General features: G+C 49.0%; 17 protein-coding genes. 13 read left to right on the top strand and 4 right to left on the bottom strand.

Features of this window, described 5'->3' with window-relative positions; genetic code table 11:
* Window position 1 precedes the first annotated feature (1 nt).
* Together acs and ACM9J1_RS02315 are read left to right on the top strand one after the other, a co-directional pair.
* A complete protein-coding gene (gene acs, locus ACM9J1_RS02320) occupies window positions 2–1,909 on the top strand; it encodes an acetate--CoA ligase (RefSeq protein ID WP_415580279.1) in 1,908 nt (635 codons plus the stop codon).
* A complete protein-coding gene (locus ACM9J1_RS02315) occupies window positions 1,909–2,268 on the top strand; it encodes a VOC family protein (RefSeq protein WP_415580450.1) in 360 nt (119 codons plus the stop codon). Before acs ends, ACM9J1_RS02315 begins: the two co-directional genes overlap by 1 nt.
* Before the next feature lie 290 nt (window positions 2,269–2,558).
* Here the strand turns inward: ACM9J1_RS02315 and ACM9J1_RS02310 are convergent, their stop codons facing one another.
* Window positions 2,559–3,521, bottom strand: a complete 963-nt coding sequence (locus ACM9J1_RS02310; RefSeq protein WP_415580277.1) for an SIMPL domain-containing protein — start codon at window positions 3,519–3,521, stop codon at window positions 2,559–2,561.
* 154 nt (window positions 3,522–3,675) lie between these two features.
* On the opposite strand from ACM9J1_RS02310, the gene ACM9J1_RS02305 reads away from it, so the two are divergent.
* From ACM9J1_RS02305 to ACM9J1_RS02265, 9 genes are all read left to right on the top strand, one after another.
* Window positions 3,676–4,563: a hypothetical protein gene (locus tag ACM9J1_RS02305; protein ID WP_415580276.1), complete on the top strand. Its 888-nt coding sequence runs from the start codon at window positions 3,676–3,678 to the stop codon at window positions 4,561–4,563.
* On the top strand, window positions 4,517–5,086 hold the full coding sequence (locus tag ACM9J1_RS02300) for a hypothetical protein (protein WP_415580275.1): 570 nt from the start codon (window positions 4,517–4,519) through the stop codon (window positions 5,084–5,086). The genes ACM9J1_RS02305 and ACM9J1_RS02300 overlap by 47 nt, the downstream gene beginning before the upstream one ends.
* A gap of 50 nt (window positions 5,087–5,136) precedes the next feature.
* Window positions 5,137–6,258 (top strand): NAD(P)/FAD-dependent oxidoreductase, encoded by a 1,122-nt coding sequence (locus ACM9J1_RS02295; protein WP_415580274.1) that lies wholly within the window; start codon window positions 5,137–5,139, stop codon window positions 6,256–6,258.
* On the top strand, window positions 6,255–6,965 hold the full coding sequence (locus ACM9J1_RS02290; protein ID WP_415580273.1) for a methyltransferase domain-containing protein: 711 nt from the start codon (window positions 6,255–6,257) through the stop codon (window positions 6,963–6,965). Before ACM9J1_RS02295 ends, ACM9J1_RS02290 begins: the two co-directional genes overlap by 4 nt.
* The gene (locus ACM9J1_RS02285) at window positions 6,962–8,014 is read left to right on the top strand and encodes a type III polyketide synthase (RefSeq protein WP_415580449.1); all 1,053 of its coding nucleotides are present in this window, start codon (window positions 6,962–6,964) and stop codon (window positions 8,012–8,014) included. The genes ACM9J1_RS02290 and ACM9J1_RS02285 overlap by 4 nt, the downstream gene beginning before the upstream one ends.
* Window positions 8,008–8,439 carry a 3-hydroxyacyl-ACP dehydratase FabZ family protein gene (locus ACM9J1_RS02280; RefSeq protein WP_415580272.1) on the top strand — a complete coding sequence of 144 codons (432 nt, stop codon included), beginning with the start codon at window positions 8,008–8,010 and terminating at the stop codon, window positions 8,437–8,439. The genes ACM9J1_RS02285 and ACM9J1_RS02280 overlap by 7 nt, the downstream gene beginning before the upstream one ends.
* 4 nt (window positions 8,440–8,443) lie before the next feature.
* Complete coding sequence (locus tag ACM9J1_RS02275) at window positions 8,444–9,724, top strand: beta-ketoacyl-[acyl-carrier-protein] synthase family protein (RefSeq protein WP_415580270.1); 1,281 nt, start codon at window positions 8,444–8,446, stop codon at window positions 9,722–9,724.
* Between the two features lie 102 nt (window positions 9,725–9,826).
* Window positions 9,827–10,081, top strand: coding sequence for an acyl carrier protein (locus tag ACM9J1_RS02270; RefSeq protein ID WP_415580269.1), 255 nt, complete (start codon window positions 9,827–9,829; stop codon window positions 10,079–10,081).
* Window positions 10,078–10,584 carry a 4'-phosphopantetheinyl transferase family protein gene (locus tag ACM9J1_RS02265; RefSeq protein WP_415580268.1) on the top strand — a complete coding sequence of 169 codons (507 nt, stop codon included), beginning with the start codon at window positions 10,078–10,080 and terminating at the stop codon, window positions 10,582–10,584. The genes ACM9J1_RS02270 and ACM9J1_RS02265 overlap by 4 nt, the downstream gene beginning before the upstream one ends.
* On the opposite strand, the gene ACM9J1_RS02260 is transcribed toward ACM9J1_RS02265, so the two are convergent.
* Window positions 10,571–11,164 (bottom strand): 3'-5' exonuclease family protein, encoded by a 594-nt coding sequence (locus ACM9J1_RS02260; protein ID WP_415580267.1) that lies wholly within the window; start codon window positions 11,162–11,164, stop codon window positions 10,571–10,573. The two genes, ACM9J1_RS02265 and ACM9J1_RS02260, sit on opposite strands and share 14 nt — an antisense overlap.
* A 2-nt stretch (window positions 11,165–11,166) precedes the next feature.
* Window positions 11,167–13,071, bottom strand: a complete 1,905-nt coding sequence (locus ACM9J1_RS02255; RefSeq protein WP_415580266.1) for a DUF294 nucleotidyltransferase-like domain-containing protein — start codon at window positions 13,069–13,071, stop codon at window positions 11,167–11,169.
* A 210-nt stretch (window positions 13,072–13,281) separates the two neighbouring features.
* Between ACM9J1_RS02255 and ACM9J1_RS02250 the strand changes: the two genes are divergently transcribed.
* Both ACM9J1_RS02250 and ACM9J1_RS02245 read left to right on the top strand, forming a co-directional pair.
* Window positions 13,282–13,698 carry a hypothetical protein gene (locus tag ACM9J1_RS02250; protein ID WP_415580265.1) on the top strand — a complete coding sequence of 139 codons (417 nt, stop codon included), beginning with the start codon at window positions 13,282–13,284 and terminating at the stop codon, window positions 13,696–13,698.
* Window positions 13,699–14,437: 739 nt separating this feature from the next.
* Window positions 14,438–16,060 carry a T9SS type A sorting domain-containing protein gene (locus ACM9J1_RS02245; protein WP_415580264.1) on the top strand — a complete coding sequence of 541 codons (1,623 nt, stop codon included), beginning with the start codon at window positions 14,438–14,440 and terminating at the stop codon, window positions 16,058–16,060.
* Window positions 16,061–16,140: 80 nt separating this feature from the next.
* Here the strand turns inward: ACM9J1_RS02245 and ACM9J1_RS02240 are convergent, their stop codons facing one another.
* Window positions 16,141–20,025 (bottom strand): DUF2194 domain-containing protein, encoded by a 3,885-nt coding sequence (locus ACM9J1_RS02240; protein WP_415580263.1) that lies wholly within the window; start codon window positions 20,023–20,025, stop codon window positions 16,141–16,143.
* Window positions 20,026–20,027 lie beyond the last annotated feature (2 nt).

The raw sequence follows: 20,027 nt of genomic DNA, 5'->3' as shown, positions 1-20,027 counted from the left end.
GATGAGTTATTACAAAATAAAAAACCTCGAACAATACTTCAAACATTATAAAAAATCCATCCGCGAACCGCAGAAATTCTGGGGCCGCGTGGCCAGTGAAAACTTCGTCTGGTACCAACAATGGGAAAAGGTCGTGGAATACGACATGGCCGATGCACGCGTGGAATGGTTCAAGGGAGCCAAGGTCAACATCGTCAAGAATTGCATCGACCGGCATTTGGCCAAACGCGGCGATAAAACCGCCATCATCTTCGAACCGAACAACCCCGACGAGCCAGCGTTGCACATTTCCTACAACGAACTCCACGAACGCGTTTGTAAAATGGCAAACGTCCTGCGGGACCAAGGCATCAAAAAAGGCGACCGCGTTTGCATTTACCTGCCGATGATTCCAGAATTGGCGGTATCTGTCTTGGCTTGCGCGAGAATCGGTGCAGTTCATTCGGTCGTTTTTGCCGGATTTTCATCATCGGCATTGGCCTCACGCATCAATGATTGCGAATGTAAAATGGTGATCACCTCAGACGGCAGTTACCGCGGCAACAAAACCGTTGACCTGAAAGGTATCGTGGACGAAGCGCTGCAACAATGCCCGACCGTAACCACAGTGCTGGTAGCCAAACGCACCAATGAAGCCGTACCGATGCAAGACGGCCGCGACCAATGGCTGCAACCGCTCTTGGATAAAGCCTCCACAAATAACGTGGCCGAAATCATGGACGCTGAGGATCCGTTGTTTATTTTGTACACATCGGGCTCAACCGGTAAGCCTAAAGGCATGTTGCACACCACGGCCGGTTATATGGTTTACACGGCTTACACCTTCAAAAATATCTTCAACTATCAGGACAATGACGTGTTTTGGTGCACGGCCGACATCGGCTGGATTACCGGACATTCCTACATCGTTTATGGGCCACTGCTCAATGGTGCCACGACCGTGATTTTCGAGGGCGTGCCGTCATACCCGAATTTCAGCCGATTCTGGGAAGTCATCGAAAAACACAACGTCAACCAATTCTACACTGCACCAACCGCGATCCGCGCCCTGGCCAAGGAAAGTTTGGAATACGTGCAGAAGTATCCGCTGAGTTCGCTTAAAGTCATCGGTTCCGTGGGCGAACCCATCAACGAAGAAGCATGGCATTGGTACAACGACCATGTCGGCGGGAAGCGTTGCCCACTCGTGGATACTTGGTGGCAGACTGAAACCGGTGGCATCATGATTTCGCCGTTGCCGTTCGTTACGCCAACCAAGCCAACGTATGCGACCTTGCCGCTTCCGGGCATCCAACCGGTGCTTATGGATGAAAAGCGCAATGAAATCGAGGGCAACCAAGTGGTAGGCAGCTTGTGTATCAAATATCCGTGGCCATCGATGGCGCGTACCATCTGGGGCGACCACCAGCGTTTCAAAGACACGTATTTTTCTACGTTTCCCGGTAAATATTTTACGGGCGACGGCGCGTTGCGTGATGAAGTCGGATACTATCGCATCACCGGCCGCGTGGACGACGTCATTATCGTCTCGGGCCACAACCTCGGCACGGCGCCAATCGAGGACGCCATCAACGAACATCCGGCCGTCGCGGAAAGTGCCATCGTAGGTTTCCCGCATGACATCAAGGGCAATGCCTTGTACGGCTACATCATCCTGAAAGACATCGGCGAAGGCCGCGACCGCAACAACTTGTCGAAAGAAATCAACCAATTGATCGCCGACCAGATCGGGCCAATCGCGAAACTCGATAAAATCCAGTTCGTATCAGGCTTGCCGAAAACCCGCTCTGGGAAAATCATGCGCCGGATCTTACGCAAAGTGGCCGAGGGCGATTTCTCTAACTTCGGCGACATATCGACTTTGTTGAACCCGGAAATCGTCGAAGAAATCAAGAACGGACGCTTATGATGGATAACGTGAAATCGATTAGGCCGTTCATCGGTGCGGCAGACTTTGAAACGTCCCAACGGTTTTACCGCGAACTGGGGTTCAAGGAAATTGAGCTCGCCAACGGATTTTCGGTATTCAAGACGGGCAACTTTGCGTTTTACCTGCAAGATGCGTACGTCAAGGACTGGATAGACAACACGATGGTGTTCATGGAAATCGAAAACGTTCCGGCTTTTTACCAACAACTAAAGGCGTTAAACTTACCGGAAAAGTTTCCTGGTGTCCGCGTACTTCCGGTCCACGAGATGGAATGGGGCAGGGAGTGTTTCCTGCACGACCCAAGCGGTATCTTGTGGCATTTCGGGGAATTCTACTAATTTGAAACAATATGAAAAACCGCTGCCTATAGATTTCTAGGGCAGCGGTTTTGGTGATGTGTTTTTGCGAAGTGTGACGATCGTGGCGGAAATCCTTCAGCACACAAGGCGACTATGTAGTCTTCGCGCCTATTTTGAATTGGGCTCTCTAAAAACGTTTAACAAAATTTACGGGTTTCCCGTAACACATCTTGCCTTCTTTTCATTAAGGGAACCCGCAGCTTTCCCCTTCCCGGTGCTAACCTACGATCGGTAACGATTAGGCCGTTACGGGAATTCCGCACCAATTCTTAAATATTCAGTGGCTTGATGTCGCCGGCGGCCGTGATGACAAAGTACTTATTGTTCTTGATGATGGTATTCTTCGGCAATTGATCTTCGCGAAGTTTGATGCGCACCGTCATTTCGTAATGCACTTGGATGGTCGGTTCAGTGATATCGGCGCCTACTACGAACGTGTGTTGTTTGAGCGGCACACGGTCATAGAACTGCGTGGTGTTCTTCACCACCGAATTCACCACATCCTTAGCACCCGCATTTACGCTGGCTGCCGCAAACGCTTGGTAACTGCGGTAGCTTTCCATTGGGTAGGTCACATTGTAGGCTTCCTGTAAAATTTTTTCTTTCTTGGTGAGGTCGGTATTCATGATCATCGAATAGTTGCTGAGTTTCTGCTTGAATTCCTCGATGGCCTTGTTCTGCATGAAGTCATGGATATGGTCGTAGTTCACCGTGGCGTAATCCACTTTCGCCAGGTCGTAAATCTCTTGTTTGGCGCAGGCGGCCAGTACTTTTTCCATGTCGTTGGTGCGTCCGAATTTAATGATGAGATTCTTCTTCAGTTCGAAACCCGTCGGCTTTTCATTGTAGGTCTTTGGGTTGAAGATTTTCTTCTCGACTTCATAGGCATAAGTCGGGACGAAGGAAATCATGTCGGTCACGACCTCGATCGTCTTGTCGAAACTTTGCAGGTCGGCCACGACTTTGGCGATGCGTTCATCCATGAGACTGGTGGTTTCCTCGGCGGTTTTCCCGACTTGCAGGATGCTGAACGTAGCGATTTTCGCCGTCGCTTTTTCGTTGTACAACCCGCGGATCGTGATGGTCATTTCGTCCATCGTGGACGACGTTACCGGATAGGTGCCTTGTTGTGGCGATACGTAGCGGTTGTTGCCGTAGTTGGCGTTCCCTGAATCTTGTGCCGAAGCGATAAACGAAGCCAATAGCAAGGCTGTAAAAATCATTTTTTTCATGATGTAAAAATTTAAAGTTGATGGGGCAAGATTACGCCCGATGGCAAAAAGCCGCATGGCAAAACCCCTGACGATGCACTGTAAAGAATTTTCAACGTTTTACAGTACATTTACAGCAACGGATTTTCGTCTGTTCGTTACATTTGGCTAGCCGATGACAGGATTGGAACATTTCGCGCGATTGAAACAGCAAGTGCTTTCGGAGTACCGGAAGCATTATCCGTATTCGGGCGCCGACTGGAAGTCATTCTCGTCGCAGGACATCCAGAACTTGATTGCGCTCATTGAAGACAACCTGCGTGAAACCGTCAGTGAAAAATGGGTGTACACACATTTGAAACCGGCCGAAAACGAGAAGCTGCCCAGAAAAGACATGCTTGATATTTTTTCCAGGTTTTGCGGTTATTCGGGTTGGGACGAATTTTCACACGAACCTGCAGCCATACAACCCAAAAAAAAGTTTCGTATTTGGTTTTTGATTCTCGGCATAGGTCTATTGTTGACAACCATTTTGCTGGTGGTTTTCTCGGATCGGGCGCAACCGGCCAAACAAATCAAAGTGACCGACCAATATACCGGAAAGCCTTTGCCCGCCGAAGACGTAAAGGTTTTCGAAGCCGATCCGGTGGGGGAGAAACCCTTGCAAATGCAGGAAGGTTCTGTCGTGGTGCCGGGCGAGGCCAAAACCACTTTAGTGGTGAAAAGCCCGTATTACAAAACGAAGAAAGTAGTTGTGGATCCGAAATCGAATACGACTGAAATCAAGGTGACGCCCAACGATCAGGCCATGATGCTCAAAGCGTTTATGCAATCCGACATCAAAGATTGGGAAACCCGGAAGGTGCAGCTCGACAAGATTTTATCCAACGATTTGGAAGTCATCATCATGCTGAAGAACAACCTCGGTGCCGAATATTTCAACAAACAAGAATTCGCCCAGAAACTCATCATCCCGACGCCGTCTTTGCGGCAATACAAAATCATTGAAATCACACATGGAGCAGACCAAAAAATACAATTCATCCGGATGGCGCAGCAGTAAATGGCTGTTGTTGTTACTGTTTTCCGGTATTGCCATGGCGCAGGATATTGACTCATCCATCAAGAATCAATCGCTTTCAGCGCGTTTCCCTGCAGCCATGCTCGAGGCGCATCAGGAGAATTCCGTGGCGAAAATAGGCGACTTCTACCACTATCTCAACTTGCTTTCTGCGACCGACGACAAACAATTGCAGGCCCAGCTCAAGGAAAATATCTATGCGTTGTTCGACGACAAGAATACGCTCATAGACAACTTTCTGACCGAAAAAAATGATCCGATGCCGTTGTCCTATCTGCTGGATAATATCGCTGCAAGGGACTTCACCTTTTTGTTTAAGCCGGAAACGCCGAAACCACTGTATTTCAGAGACTATTGGTTCGATACTTATACATTGGAATGGACGCAGGATGGACAATCATCGGCCCGGAAAATCAGACAGCGCGTGTATCTGAAGCCCGAGGAAAAAACATTTGGCGCAACGACAAAAGCCGTTTTGTCGGTAACGCTCGGAGGTATCGAATAAACTTTAAATTATGTAAACGCCAATCGGGTTGCGTTCGCTAATTTAGGCGAATGGGAAAACGGGTCATCATCATTGGCGGCGGATTGGCAGGCTTGACGGCGGCCATCCATTTGTGTCGTGCGAAAGTAGTGGTGACGCTCATCGAAAAGAACGGATTCCCGAAACACAAAGTTTGCGGAGAGTACATCTCCAACGAAGTCTTGCCGTATTTCGAATCACTTGGTATCGATCTGTCGTCGTTTCATCCGGTCGCCATTTCAAAAACGGCGATTTCCACCACAAACGGGAAACTTCTCACTGCCGATTTGCCGCTCGGCGGTTTCAGCATCAGCCGCCACACCCTGGACGAAGCCTTGATGCGGCATGCCAAACAGAACGGTTGCGAAATTATACAGGGCAAAGTCACCGACGTAAATTTCAAAGAAGATCTGTTTACCGTGACTACCGAAGTCGCAAGTTATCAGGGAGAGATCGTGCTCGGTGCATTCGGGAAACGCGGCAACCTCGACCTTAAATTCAAGCGGTATTTCCTTTCCAAACCGGCGCATTGGCTGGCCGTGAAAGCGCATTATCACGGAGAATTCCCGGATGGCGTTGTCGCCTTGCACAACTTCAAGGGCGGCTACTGCGGCGTATCGAAGGTAGAAAGCGGCGCCATCAACCTATGTTATATGGCCGATGTAAACGTATTCAGGAAATATCGGGACATCGATGATTTCCAGCAGAAAGTTGTGGCCGGAAATCCACATTTGCGGCAGATTTTGAACGCCTCGAAACCGTTGTTTAAACCCATTTCCATCAGCCAGATTTCCTTTGAGAAAAAGTCTCCGGTGGAAAATCACATCCTGATGATCGGGGACACCGCAGGCTTGATCCATCCGCTTTGCGGCAACGGCATGGCCATGGCCGTACACAGCGCAAAAATCGCCTCCGAACTCATCATCGATTACATGGACGGAAAAATAACCTCACGAAAAACCATGGAAAACACCTACGTCTTGCAATGGAATGCCGCGTTCCGAAGCCGCCTGAGAACAGGACGTTGGATTGCGCGAATACTCAGGAGCGAAAAACTTTCAGCCATCGCCATGCAAATCCTGACGAGGTTTCCTGGATTGCTTTCCGGCATCATCAGGAAAACCCACGGAAAACCTTTACCTTCGGCAAAATGAGCATCGACACCACATCACGCGTACAAACCGCCGAAATCATGGACGATTTCAGCCTTTCGGGCGAAACGCTCCGTGACGCACTCGATAAAATCGCGGCCATCAACCGTTTCCTGGGCGGAAATCAAGTAACGCTGCAAGGCGTGGCGCAGTTGCTCCGAAATATGCCTGTTGAAAAAGAAATCACCATACTCGACGTGGGTTGCGGCAACGGCGACATGCTGCGTGCACTGGCCGACTATGGCCGTAAAAACAACCGCAATTTTAGACTGATCGGCGTCGATGCCAATGCGTTCACCGTGGACTATGCACGTCAACTGTCACAAGACCATCCGAACATTGAATTAATTTGTATGGATGTTTTCTCCACTGGGTTCGCCGATCTGGAATACGATATCGCACTGGCGACGCTGACATTGCATCACTTTGATGAGTCGGAAATCCTATCGTTGATGGACGTGTTCCAGCAACGGGCAAAAATAGGAATAGTCATCAACGACTTGCAGCGCAGCGCATTGGCGTACCGGTTGTTTCAGGGATTGGCCTTCGTTTGCCGGCTGAATCACATGTCGCGGGAAGACGGCCTGGTGTCTATCCTGCGTGGTTTCAAAAAACGCGAACTCGAACAATTGTCTAACAAACTTGGTTTCCGGAATGCCGTTATCCGCTGGAAATGGGCGTTCCGATACCAATGGATCATCACCTTATGAGTGCAAAAGTCATCGCCGCCGTGCATGAATTGCCGAAGTATTCCCGGTCGACCGAGGAAGTGTTGCCGCTTCTGGACGGTTGGCTTTCAGGGCAAGACGAGCGTTTTATCCGGAAAGTCAAAAAGATTTTCGAAGGCGCATCCGTGGACCGGCGGTATTCCATTATGGAACCGACGGAAGTTTTCACCGCCACGTCTTTCGAGGAAAAGAACGCCATTTATTGCCGCGAGGCCATCATTCTCGGGGAAAAAGTGCTCCGGAAAGCCTTGGAAAAAGCGTCATGGCTTCCCGAATCGCTGGACTACATCATCACCGTCAGTTGTACGGGCATCATGATTCCGTCGTTGGATGCCTACCTGGTGAACAGACTGCCGTTGCGGCAAGACATCGTGCGGCTTCCGGTAACCGAGATGGGTTGCGCCGCCGGGATTTCCGGGATGATTTACGCCCGAAATTTCCTGAAGGCGAATCCGGGCAAACGGGCGGCAGTCATCGCCATCGAGTCGCCCACGGCCACATTTCAGTTGGACGATTTTTCGATGCCCAACATCGTGAGCGCGGCCATTTTCGGCGATGGTGCGGCCTGCGTGCTGTTGTCTTCCGATGAAAGCGACCACGGTCCGGAAATCATCGGCGACGGCATGTACCACTTTTTCGAGGCCGAACACATGATGGGTTTCGCACTCACCAATAATGGGCTGAAAATGGTGCTGGACGTGGAAGTACCCGACACCATCGCGGCGCATTTCGGGACGATTGTGCATCCGTTCCTCGCTGCCCACGGACTGACGATTGACGATGTCTCACATCTGGTCTTCCATCCTGGCGGGCGGAAAATCGTCCAGACGGTAGAGAAATTGTTCGCCGATTCCGGAAAGGACATCGATGCCACCAAGGAAATCCTGCGGCTGTACGGCAACATGTCCAGCGCGACGGTGTTGTATGTCCTGGAAAAAATTATGGATAACCAGCCTAAAAAAGGGGAGACAGGACTGATGCTCAGTTTCGGCCCCGGATTTTCGGCGCAACGCGTGTTGCTGCAATGGTAAGCCGTGAGCTCATATCGAAACTGCCGTATGACAAACCGTTCTTGTTTGTTGACGAAATCTTGAATATCACAGAAGACGCCGTGAAAGGACATTTCACCTTCCGGCGGGATGCATGGTTCTACGAAGGTCATTTCAAGGGAAATCCGGTGACGCCAGGCGTTATCCTAACCGAAACCATGGCGCAGATTGGCGTGGTTTGTCTGGGGATCCATCTGGTCGGCGGCGCTTTGAACGACAGGACGAAGATTGCGTTGTCATCCATGGAAATCGAGTTTCTGAAACCGGTTTTTCCAGGGGAAAAAGTCACCGTGATCGGGAAAAAGATCTATTTCAGATTCGGCAAATTGAAGTGCACGGTCAGCATGCACAATGAAAACGGGGAAGAAGTGTGTAATGGTTCCATCGCAGGGATGATCACGGGTTGAAAAAATGAAAAGAGTAGTGATTACAGGAATGGGCGTTGTGGCGCCAAATGCCATAGGTCTGGATGCTTTTGCCGATGCCATAAAGCGCGGCGTGTCTGGAATACGGTTTGACCCGCAATTGGCCGACTTGGGATTTTCCTGCCAGATCGCCGGCAAACCTGATGTAGGCGAAGCGTTGGCTTTGCAGTACTTTTCGGAACTCGAGCTTCGGAATTTCAACGCCAACGGCATTTTGTACGGTGTGATTGCCGGCCTGGACGCTTGGCAAGATGCCGGGCTTCCACTAACTCCTGACACGGTTGATTACGACAGCGGAACCATTTTCGGGAGCGGCACATCTGGTATCGACAAATTCAGGGAAAGCATTTATAAGATTGACGACGGGCAGGCGAGAAGATTGGGCAGCACGGCCGTGGCGCAAACCATGAACAGCGGCGTAAGTGCTTATCTGGGCGGGAAACTTGGGCTGGGCAATCAGGTGACGACGAACTCTTCGGCGTGCACCACCGGCACCGAAAGCATATTGATGGCTTTTGAGCGCATCAGATCCGGGAAAGCGAAACGCATGTTGGCCGGCAGCACGAGCGATTCTGGGCCATACATCTGGGCGGGGTTTGATGCCATGAAAGTGTGCACCTTCAAACACAATGACCAACCCGAAAAAGGATCGCGGCCGATGAGTGAAAGTGCGTCGGGGTTTGTGCCCGGAAGTGGTGCGGGCGCGTTGTTGCTGGAAGAAATGGAATCTGCCTTGGCACGGGATGCGAAGATTTACGGCGAGATTTTGGGCGGAAACATCAACTCGGGCGGGCAACGCGCCGGTGGTTCGATGACGGCACCGAACCCGGATGCGGTGAAGAAATGCATTGCGGATGCGGTTGTTGATGCCGGGATTTCACCAGCAGATATCGATACCATCAATGGGCATTTGACGGCCACGGCGAAAGATGGCCTGGAAATACAGAACTGGAGCGAGGCATTGGGGCGGCGCGGCGCGGACTTTCCTTACGTGAATTCGCTGAAATCGATGGTTGGGCACTGTTTGTCTGGCGCGGGCAGTATTGAAAGTGTGGCCACCGTGCTGCAATTGCACCATGGGTTCGTTTTCCCGAATATAAACTGCGAAGATTTGCACCCGGAAATTGTTAGTATTGTTGATAAATCGCGAATTCCGATGTATTTCATCGAGAATACCGTTAAAATTGCGGCCAAGGCAAGCTTCGGGTTTGGTGATGTTAATGCCTGTGTTATCTTTGGTGCGTGGAACGGTGCGGCCCCGCGTTAGGGATGGCAATGGAAATCCCGCAGCGTAAGCGAGGAATTGTAATGGACAGCCCGGCGCGAAGCGCAACGCCCAAAAAATTAGACAACAACTAACCCCCAAATCATGAACAGAGAAACGATTATTAACCAACTGAAGGCTATTGTCAAGCCTTATGTGAAAGACCAGCAGGCGCTCGACAATCTGTCTGAATCTACCGATTTCATTAGCGATTTAAAAGTGAATTCTGCCAATTTGGTCGATATTGTACTGGATATCGAAGAAGCTTTCGGCATCACGATCGACAATGAATCGATGCAAAATATGCTGACCGTGGGCGCAGCCTTACAGATTGTGGAATCCAAACTGGGCGCATCATGATAGGCAACGACATTATTGACCTGGACCTTGCCGCGAGCGAAAGCAACTGGCAACGCAAAGGTTTTATAGAGAAAATCTTCACCGAGTCCGAACAACAAATGATTTTTAATCACGAAGTGCCGGAAATCATGGTTTGGATCCTGTGGAGCATGAAGGAATCTGCGTATAAGGTTTACAACCGACTGACCGCCAGACGCGCCTATATCCCGCAATTCTTCGAATGCTATGAATTGACCGTGAGGCCGAATTCTGCCACCGGGAAAGTGATTTGCGACGATTTGGTGTTTTATTCTAAAACCGTGATGTCCAAAGAGTTTATCCGGACGATTGCCGTCGTGGATGAACGCGACCTGCGCAAGGTGAAAGTGCTGGACAACGACGTAAAAATCAAGAAGACCAACGGCGTACCGGACTTTTTCGATAAAATGGCGAATGAATTCAGGCCGATTTCGATTAGCCATCACGGCCGTTTCGAAAACCTCGTGACGCTTACTGGATATTGAGCCTGGCCTTGAGTTTCAGGAACAGAAGCGCCATGATGTAGGCTTCTTCGGATGCGGTAGCCTGCTCGACCTTGGGCAATTTGAAGGCGGCGCACATGTCATTGAGGGCAAACGCGCCGTCTGCATCTTTCCATTTCCGGAACATGATTTCCAGATCTAACGCTTCGTTCTTGAGGCGCCCGCAGCCCATTTTGTCGAGCGCGGCGTTGATGAGTTCCACGTCGTAATGGATGCGATAGCCAACGAGAACCGCATTGCCTATATAATTGATGAATTCTTCAATAGCTTGAGGTTCATTGGCTTTAGGTAATTTGCTTTCAACCAGAAATTCATTAGACAAACCGTTGTCGTGTAAATAAACATACTGGAGCAAAACAATCTCGAAACTGTCGCCGACAATCATCTCATTGCCCACGACCGCCACGCCGCCAAAGGAAAAAATCACGTCCTTGATCGGGCTGTGGCCGGAAGTCTGTGAACACAACACGACGAAACGCGATGGTTTGGTCTCGAATTTCGCCAAATAACGCTTCCAAAATTCAGGATAATCCTTGTTGATATTTTTAATCCAGTCCAGCATGATTAGGAAAATTGGGTAAGCCTGAACTTGTCTTTGATGAGTTCTTCCAGTTCCTTGAGGGGAGCCAGGGCGTTCTTGAGTTTCTCGCGGTCGGTCTTTGATAATTCCTCCAGGTTGATGAATTGGCCTGAATGATCATACTTTAACCCTTCTAATGCGCGGAATTTAGACAACGTCAGGAACGCTTCGGCGCAATTCAGATACACTTCGGCGCGGCGTGGTTCTTCCATGGCCAACTGCTTGTAGCGCTGGTAGGTATTGTTGATCCCGCGGATGTTCTGGCCGAGCACGAGCAACCGCGCACCATCGATCAGCGGCATGAGCGCCCGTGTCTTGATGTCGAAACGGTCGCGGTTTTCGCCTTCTTCCTCGACGTAGAACTTTTTGAAAAAGGTGAGTGGCGGCGGCTTTCGGAGCGCGTCGTTGCCCAGATAGTCGAAGAAAGACGTGCGTTTGAGGACATCGGTGAAAATGGCGTCGGTGATGGCTTCCTCTATTTTTTGTTCGCCGAATGCGATTTCATAATCGAAGAAAATACTGGCGATGTCGTTGCCGTCTCCGGGGCGCATCATCCAGCCTTGGTATTGTTTGATCCAATCTGACACGGACTTGCACCACAACATGTTGGATGCCATATGGCCGTTCGGGCAAGGCGCATAACCGACATACTCCAGCGTTCCGGTGACTTTTTTGGCGAGATTCAGGAAATAATTCTTGACGTCACGGTATTTTTCGGCGGCCACATCCTCAAATACCAAAATACTGTCCTGGTCGGTGAGGAGCAACTGTTCCTTGCGGCCTTGCGACCCTATGGACAGCCACGCGAATCGGGCCGGTGGCGAACCCAAGTCCAAAATGGCGAGTTCTACGGAACGCCGGACAATGGCCAGCGTGATTTCGCCGGAAATGTTGTTGACATGCGTCAGTGGGATGTTTTTCTGGAGCGATGCTTGGATTAAATCGGTAAGCTTTCCGCGCACCGATCGGAGGTCGGCAGGGGTTTTTGACTTCTTGATTTCTTTGATGAGCACACCGGGGTTACTGGCTTGAGCCACAACAAGATCGCGCTGTGAGATAACACCTTTTATTTCGGATTTTTCAGAGCCGTCCTGTGTGACGCACAAATGGCTGACGTTGTTCTTGAGCAGGAGCAATTGCGCTTCGGCCAACGATACGTTTTCGGGTACGGTAATGACCGGCGACGACATGATCCTGTCTACGGTAACGGTAATCGGGTAGCGGCCAGTGGCGACTTTTGTGCGCAAATCCATGTCGGTCACGATGCCGATTGGGTGATTTTGGGCCGTGACGATGACGCTGTCCATCATATTGTCGGTCATCTGCTGCGCGCAATCCTTGATGATGGCGGCAGGCGAGACTTTAAGCGGCGCTTTGTTGTAGGACAACGTCTGGAAATACTGCATTTCCGCCGGCGATTCGTTGTAGGAAACATTGTCGGACATGAGGTTGCGCCGGCTTTCCTCGGGGTTTTTTGTGTTGGAGGCGAAACTCTCCAGGAAGAAGTTCAATACGTCGGAATTCTTCGCCAGATATGGGCGGAACGCATTGATGGGGATGGCGTACACAATGGATTCCTCGCGTGCTTTGGCCGTCATCATGTAGTTGTTCTTCGCAAAAAAAGGCCGCAATCCGAAAATATCGCCGGGATAACATTTATTAAGGAGCGATTCTTCGGCATCTGAAACAACCATAAGATTCACCACGCCAGAAGCCACGACATAAAAGCTGTCGTGCAGCGTATCGTTGATCTGGAAAAGCGTCTTGTTTTTTTCAATGCTGACCACACGGATGGCCTTGGCTATGGCGGTCAGATCTTCGTACGCTAAATAGTTGAATGGCGGATACTGGTTCAGGAAATCGGCAACGCGTCCGGCTATGGCACTCATGGGAATCGTTATAACTGTGGCTTGTAAAAATAGGGCTTATAATTAAGGATTGCAAGCCGTTCTTTGTCAAATTCTATTTTACATAATATAAATTATAGTTTGTTTATACCAGTCCATCAGGCGTCCGTAAGTCTAGGTTCATTATTCATTATCAATTGACAATTGTCAATTGATTTCCTATTTTTACAAAACAAACCCAATCTTTCAACTATGAGAAAATTTGCATTGATTTTATTTTTATTGCCCATGATCGGATTTGCGCAGAAACAATCCGTCAAGAATGAAAAACTGACTTTTGCGCAATACGACTTTATCAAGGAAGTCAATAAATTGTATCCGGATATTGTCATGTTCGAAACCGCTTTGACGCATTTTGAAGACGGCCACGTGACGTACTACCAGATCCAATTGAAAGCCAACGGCAAAGGTGGCTATGATTTCATCGGCAGCGACTTCGAAAAAACCGACATTTATTACAGGATTTATCCGGACAACAAACACATTTACTATTCCAGCAAAGCCAAGGGCACGCACGGCGACATTTACAAGATCGGAAATGATTATTACAATTTCCAGGTTTCGTCGTCAGACCAATTGACCATATTTGTGAACGGTAAACCCAAGTAAATCCTATTGATTTCAAACACAACCGGCTACTGGCCGGTTTTTTTTATGCTATCATTTTATAATATAAAACCTACATTTTTATTCGAATTGTTTCCGTTCATCGATTTCGCGCTTTTTGATGCAGAAGTTTTTCTGATTACATTGTAGTTTTGGTTTGAATAGCGCCCCAATCTGCTAAACACTTCACTCCTGTCGGCAATCTTTTCGCTGGCATCGGTTAATGTCCTTGCAGCTACAGGGTTTCTTTTCAATAAACAATAACGCAAACAATTGACTTAGGCCAAACCAAGGCCTTAAAGATTTGGTAAAAATTAGTTTGTTTTATTTATGGTGCAACCGGTTTGGGGCTAAATACCAACCGGTTGCTTTATTTTCAGGAATGGCCGTTTAGTGCCGAAATCGTTTCCACATTCCTTAAAATCTTCCTTGACGCCAGCAGTTATCAACATACTATAAATGAATAGTTGAAAACTTTGGAAGTTGATAGATAAAAGTAATCCTACATTCCATTTTCATTTTGTAAGAAAATATTTAAATATTTTTGAAAATGTTACCGTTCATCGATAATCAAGGTACTTTTAACATTTATTAATTTTGAAATATTACTTTCATCGATAGTTTTGTGCAGTTCGTCGATGTTTCCCCAAACCATGATCAGAACATGCAAAAATTGATGCCCCGAGAACTAAATATATGTAAAAACAGATTTAGCCTGTTTGAATTAAAACTTAACCTACAAATGAAGAAAATTTATGTTTTTATGGCTGCGCTTTGCACTTATGCGGCAAGCGCTCAGAACACAACGGTCACGTACACGGCTTCGACCGAATCTTTCGCCAACCCGGAAAGAGGATTTTACCAGCATGAAGAAACTTTTGCCAGCAATTACGATCCGCTGAGCCAATCTTCATTGACAAACTACCGCGTAAATAACAAACAAACGCTAATTCTTCGTTTGTTCTATCTTGACAGTTTCATCAACTCAGAAATCTCGAGTGCCTTTTTGACCGCGATGCAAACCGATTTTACCAGGATGCGCGCCGCCGGTATCAAATGCATCATCCGTTTTGCATATTCAGACGACGTCGATAATCCGCAACAAGACGCAACCAAAGCGCAGGTTTTGGCGCACATTGCCCAACTCAAGCCGGTGCTTTTGGCCAACGGAGACGTCATCGCGACCGTACAAGCCGGTTTCATAGGAACGTGGGGCGAATGGTATTACACCGATCATTTTGGTCTGCCGCCAAACGCCACCGATTACGCCAACCGCAAAGAAGTGGTAACCGCGCTGGTGAACGCCTTGCCGGCCGGACGTATGGTTCAGGTGCGCACGCCCAAACTCAAACAACAGATGTTCAATGCACAGGCTGGATTGTCTCTGACACAAGCCTTTACAACGGCTACAATTGCCCGTGTGGGCCACCACAATGACTGTTTCCTGGCCAGCGAGGACGACGAAGGAACGTACGACAACATCACGAGTGACTACGCTTACCTCGAGCAAGAAACGAAATATACGCCGATGGGCGGAGAAAGTTGTGCGGTAAATGCGCCACGGTCACTCTGCCCTACTGCTTTGGCCGAATTGCAGAAATTCCATTGGAGTTATGCCAATATCGATTACCATCCGGGCGTTTTGGGTGACTGGCAGGAAGGCGGCTGTTTTACCGATGTGGAAAAAAAACTCGGCTATCGCTTTGAGATGAAAACCGGTACCTTCCCAAATAGTGCTTCTATTGGCGGCATCATGCCAGTGGAACTCAAAATCGCAAATGTTGGATTTGCTTCTTTGTACAATCCCCGTACTGCATACCTCGTATTCAGGAATGTAGCCAACAATGCGGAATATTCAGTAGCGATCAATTCCGACCCACGTTTTTGGAGTTCGAACGCCACTACGACCATCAATGATAACATCGTGCTTCCGACGACCATGACCGCAGGTTCCTATAAATTGTTCCTCAAATTACCCGATGCCGATGCGGTATTGGCAATCCGTCCGGAATATTCAGTACGTATGGCCAACCAAACCACTTGGGAAGCGACAACCGGCTACAATGATTTGAAACACACCGTAACAGTCGGCACGGCACTCGGTGTGGGTGAAAACGATATCCGCACCAAATTGGTGGTTTATCCGGTACCGGCAAATAACGAACTCATCATGGAGTTGGACAACATTACGGACTACAGCGTTTCGGTTTACAACACTTTGGGCCAACGCATCGGCGTTTCCTCAAGGACGGAATCCACCAACAAAATGATTGTCAATACCGAAAGCCTGAGTAACGGCATTTACTTCGTGTCGCTCGAAAATGGTACGGCGAAAGTCACCAAACAAATCATCGTGAACCACTAATAAAGAAAGTTTAGTTTGTTTTATTGCAGAAAGGGCGGCCAATGACGGTCGCCCTTTCGCTTTTTTATTAAGGTCTCAATTTATTTTTTACGACGTTTCTTCAGGTTGTATTTAATCCCGAAGCGAACCGAGTTGGAATAATATTGGTCTTGAAGGTATGCTTCGAAACCAGCGGTGAGTTGTGTGTAGTCGAAAATCTGCCAAGCCAACTCACCAGTTACCCGTTGGAATTGGTTGGTGTAGTCATCGAAGAAGAAACCTGCTTCGAGCCTGGTTTGGATGTTGTCGGTTTCTTGCCCGAACTTCCACCCGATGCCGCCGCCGCCGTACAAGCGGTCGTCAATCATCCAGTACGGATAGCCCAATGAAGGCTCAACCGAAGCTTCTCCGATAGACGCTTGCGTACGTGCGCCCTCAATGAACGGCAAGAATTTCGAACGGACGTCTTCCCCTTTGTCATACGCCACTTTTACGGTGACGGCACCTTCATAAGATTTCTGCACATAGAACAATCGGTAACCCCGGCTGTCTGTGTAATGTTCGCCCTGCAATGCTATGCTGGCATTCAACATATTGAACAGATAATAATCTGCGTAGAGGTTCAGCCTCAGCGTGTATATTTTCTTGCTGTATGCCGGTCCTGTCTCGGCCGGGAAAATGTTGAACTCCGCCGACTTGAAATTCTTATTTCTTGTGTAATTCACGCCCGCACCAAAATGCCCGTAAATTTTCTTGAAGTCACTATACTCCGCCCTCGCCTTGCCCCAGTAATGGAAACTCTCGTTTTCCTTAGGGCTATTGAACTGGTATTGCAGGCCGCCAACGGCGTGGGTAATGTTGTCCGGATCCTTGATTGGGAGATCGACTTTGTACATCGTGCTGTAGGTTCCCGCAAAACTGTGCAGATTCCCTTTGCTGTCGTAATGGTTATACGATACTACGTTGCGGAACACTTGCGGATCTTCGCGGTTGGTATCTGCCGACGTATCGTATGCGAGGAAATCGCCGCGTTCTTTCCTGAACTTTCGGTTGAGTTTGTCCAAGACGTCCGGGTAGAACAATTCCGAATGGTCGGCCATCAATTCTTCCTGAAGCGCTTCGTCCACGAACTCGACATCGGTGTTGAGCATGCGCCGCAACTCTTCCTTCTCGGCCATATCGGGCAACGAGTTGGCGATGATCCAGGAATCGCGGAAGCGGTTGTTGTCATGGTATACTTGCGCCATGGTTGCCTTGGCCTGCACGTCGTTCGGATTCTTCACGATGTACCGCTTGTATTCTTGCTCGAGCAACTTCAATTGTTTGAGTTCGATGAGCCAAGACATCTTCGTCGGGAAATCGATTTCTTCGCTCAGCAGTGACCAATCATACGCTTTTTGATACTGGCCGTCATTGGCGAAAAGCCAAGCCACGTCTGTTGCCACGGGTTTAAAGTCCGCCGCTGGTTTCTTGTCCTGCATTTCCTTGAGCGCTTCCGGCTGGTCGTACGCCAACAAGTGCTGGATGTACTGCAGGTATGTCGCGAAACTCGTATCAACCTTCAGCAAATTCACCAGCGCCTCCCGGATTTTTGCTTGATTTTCAGGCGTGTAGAAATCGGCGATGTAACTGTTGAGCAAGTCCTTGTCGTTGGGTGTAACGAGCAATTGCGCGCTCAGCCATTTTTCCTTGGTGAGTTCATTCGGGTATTCAATGATCGTGTTCAAGACCTTTGAATACATGATGTTGTCCTTGGTCGGGAACTTCACACAATAATCCGCGAGCATTTTCCAGATTTCCTCTGCCCTGTCCTGTTCGATCAAATAATCGGCGTATTTCTTCCATTCTTCCTGGTTGATCGTGCCTTCGGCCATGAGTTTGACCTTGAGCTTGTCCATTTGGCGGGCGCGGATCACGTCCGGATCTTCGGCATTTTCATAGCTGCCGCCTTTCAGGAAACGCGTCACGCTCGCCTGATAACGCTTGAAATCGTCACGTGTTTTTTTGATGAGTTTGGCGTCGGCGGCTTTGTTGTCCGGGCCTTTGTATTTCAGGTCGCGAAGTGTCAATTTAGGTTTGCTGGTGAATACGGTGAACAGATAGCCGTCTTGGTATAATGACCTCGAGTAAACGACTGCTTCCCTTTTGAGTTGCGATTCTATCTTCGGCGCATTCTCGAAACTGCCGTAAAGGAACCAATATTGGTTGTCTGACAACGACGCTTCAGGGTTTGATTCCTGCACGGTATAGCTACCGTCTTCGGCAATGTGCTGGAATTTAGATGCCCGCCAGTCATTCACGATACGCCCGCCTTCGCCGCCGTCCACATAACGGATTTGCGGATAAGTCATGGCCATTTCCTTGAGATAATCGTCGAATTCAGACAGCATCCCATGGTCTTTGCCTTTGGTTTTGCGCCAGCCGAGATTCTTAAAGTTACGGAGTTCGTCTTCGCCCTGGCTGATGTTGCCCGGACGGTCAATTTGATACACATCGTCCGGGTGTACGAAATGCGTCCATATTCCTGTAAAAAGATACATCGATTCGTGGGCGAATTGCGTCTGCGAATTCATATAGAAACCAGAGGAAATTCTCGGGTAATCAAACAATTCCTTGTTGTATGGATCGAAGTCGAATTCACGCCCGCCGCCGTCTTCAATGCTGCCCAGATACAGACTGCATATGTATTTGATGGATGGCATACCTTCATGAAGGTAATTCACGCCGGCTTTGTCGATGTGGTTGGATGGCGGAACGTACGTTACCGGGAAGTCGCCGAAGTTGCTCACCTGCCACATTTTTTGTGCAGCCTTGAGCGCGGTTGGGATGAATTCCGGGTTTGGCCATTCGCCTTTGAGGAATTCCACGTGGTTGTAGCCGTGAAACGCCAACTCGTGTCCTTTTGCCTTGACGTCGTTCACAAGCCACTCAGAAACCGGCAACGTCTTGCGGCCGTCTTTCATCTTGGTGCTGTTCCATTGGTCAAACAAGAACGGCGGCGACGTCTTGTTCTTGTAATCGAAACAGATCATGGCCGAATAGTCAAGCCTGTATTTCTTGGCAAGCGCATCCATGTCCGGCCACCATACTTTTTTCACGTAATCGCGGATGGTGATGTCCATCTCGGCCTTGATCGGTTCTTCCTTTGAATCGTATAATGGCGAAGGAAAATCGTCCAGGAAAATCGTACTGGTGTTCGCAATCGGGTACGGCACGCCTTCGAGACCTTTCAACACTGCGCTGAACAGCAACCCGCGGTCAATTTTCGTAAAAGCCAAAGTGGTATTATAGAGGATGACTTTCCCCTTGCCTACCGGGTTTTCCAAAATGACTGGAAAGTTCGGATTGTCTACGGCAGTGGCAAAAACCTTGATGTTCTTGCTGAAGTTCTCTTTCGCAAAGCCGTAGTGGATGCTTTCTTCGCTGTAAGTTTTGTTCTTCATTTTCGGCAACACCGGCGTCTTGAACAAAAAGCCTTTTGATTTGACGTCTGTCGCGAATTCGGCTTCGGGCTTGAAACCCATCAGGAACGCGGCCCGCTTGTCTTCGTTGGCGAAAGGCATGAAAATCGTACCGCCGGCGGCCGCAAAATCCATGAGTTTATTGAGCGAAGATTGGCTCAGTTTCTTGGTATCGAGAATGCAGACAACCCTTGTCGATGACGGAATCGTAGGCGATGCCTCGAACGCTTTGAGATAAACTGCCAGATAAGGGATTTTGGTATAGTCGCAGATTTTGCGGATGTCTTTTTCGTAGTCTTTGCTGTATTGGTTGTTCTCGTCGATCAGGAATTCCACCAGCGGTGTAGATGACATGCCCGGAACACTGTAGTTGCGCAAGGCGATGTCGCGTTTGTTGTCGTCGCCAAAGAAATCAAAATCGTCGGCTTCCAGGTTGTCCCATTTACCACAGCCCGCCAAAGTCATGGCAAACGCCACAACGCAAAGCCAGCGATACACCTGTTTGTTGTTGATTCTCTTTTCCATGG

The organism is Flavobacterium longum, assembly GCF_965137575.1.
In the GTDB taxonomy this organism is placed as follows: domain Bacteria; phylum Bacteroidota; class Bacteroidia; order Flavobacteriales; family Flavobacteriaceae; genus Flavobacterium; species Flavobacterium longum.
Note: the sequence above shows the minus strand (reverse complement) of the source record. Positions and strands in the feature narration are given on the sequence as shown.

Bases quoted from the DNA above. Each gene is read 5' to 3' on its own strand.
- ACM9J1_RS02250 (WP_415580265.1), top strand. From the start codon at position 13,282: ATGAGAAAATTTGCATTGATTTTATTTTTATTGCCCATGATCGGATTT.
- ACM9J1_RS02300 (WP_415580275.1), top strand. From the start codon at position 4,517: ATGGAGCAGACCAAAAAATACAATTCATCCGGATGGCGCAGCAGTAAA.
- ACM9J1_RS02305 (WP_415580276.1), top strand. From the start codon at position 3,676: ATGACAGGATTGGAACATTTCGCGCGATTGAAACAGCAAGTGCTTTCG.
- ACM9J1_RS02245 (WP_415580264.1), top strand. From the start codon at position 14,438: ATGAAGAAAATTTATGTTTTTATGGCTGCGCTTTGCACTTATGCGGCA.
- ACM9J1_RS02270 (WP_415580269.1), top strand. From the start codon at position 9,827: ATGAACAGAGAAACGATTATTAACCAACTGAAGGCTATTGTCAAGCCT.
- ACM9J1_RS02285 (WP_415580449.1), top strand. From the start codon at position 6,962: ATGAGTGCAAAAGTCATCGCCGCCGTGCATGAATTGCCGAAGTATTCC.
- acs (WP_415580279.1), top strand. From the start codon at position 2: ATGAGTTATTACAAAATAAAAAACCTCGAACAATACTTCAAACATTAT.
- ACM9J1_RS02265 (WP_415580268.1), top strand. From the start codon at position 10,078: ATGATAGGCAACGACATTATTGACCTGGACCTTGCCGCGAGCGAAAGC.
- ACM9J1_RS02315 (WP_415580450.1), top strand. From the start codon at position 1,909: ATGGATAACGTGAAATCGATTAGGCCGTTCATCGGTGCGGCAGACTTT.
- ACM9J1_RS02260 (WP_415580267.1), bottom strand. From the start codon at position 11,164: ATGCTGGACTGGATTAAAAATATCAACAAGGATTATCCTGAATTTTGG.
- ACM9J1_RS02240 (WP_415580263.1), bottom strand. From the start codon at position 20,025: ATGGAAAAGAGAATCAACAACAAACAGGTGTATCGCTGGCTTTGCGTT.
- ACM9J1_RS02290 (WP_415580273.1), top strand. From the start codon at position 6,255: ATGAGCATCGACACCACATCACGCGTACAAACCGCCGAAATCATGGAC.
- ACM9J1_RS02280 (WP_415580272.1), top strand. From the start codon at position 8,008: ATGGTAAGCCGTGAGCTCATATCGAAACTGCCGTATGACAAACCGTTC.
- ACM9J1_RS02275 (WP_415580270.1), top strand. From the start codon at position 8,444: ATGAAAAGAGTAGTGATTACAGGAATGGGCGTTGTGGCGCCAAATGCC.
- ACM9J1_RS02255 (WP_415580266.1), bottom strand. From the start codon at position 13,071: ATGAGTGCCATAGCCGGACGCGTTGCCGATTTCCTGAACCAGTATCCG.
- ACM9J1_RS02295 (WP_415580274.1), top strand. From the start codon at position 5,137: ATGGGAAAACGGGTCATCATCATTGGCGGCGGATTGGCAGGCTTGACG.
- ACM9J1_RS02310 (WP_415580277.1), bottom strand. From the start codon at position 3,521: ATGAAAAAAATGATTTTTACAGCCTTGCTATTGGCTTCGTTTATCGCT.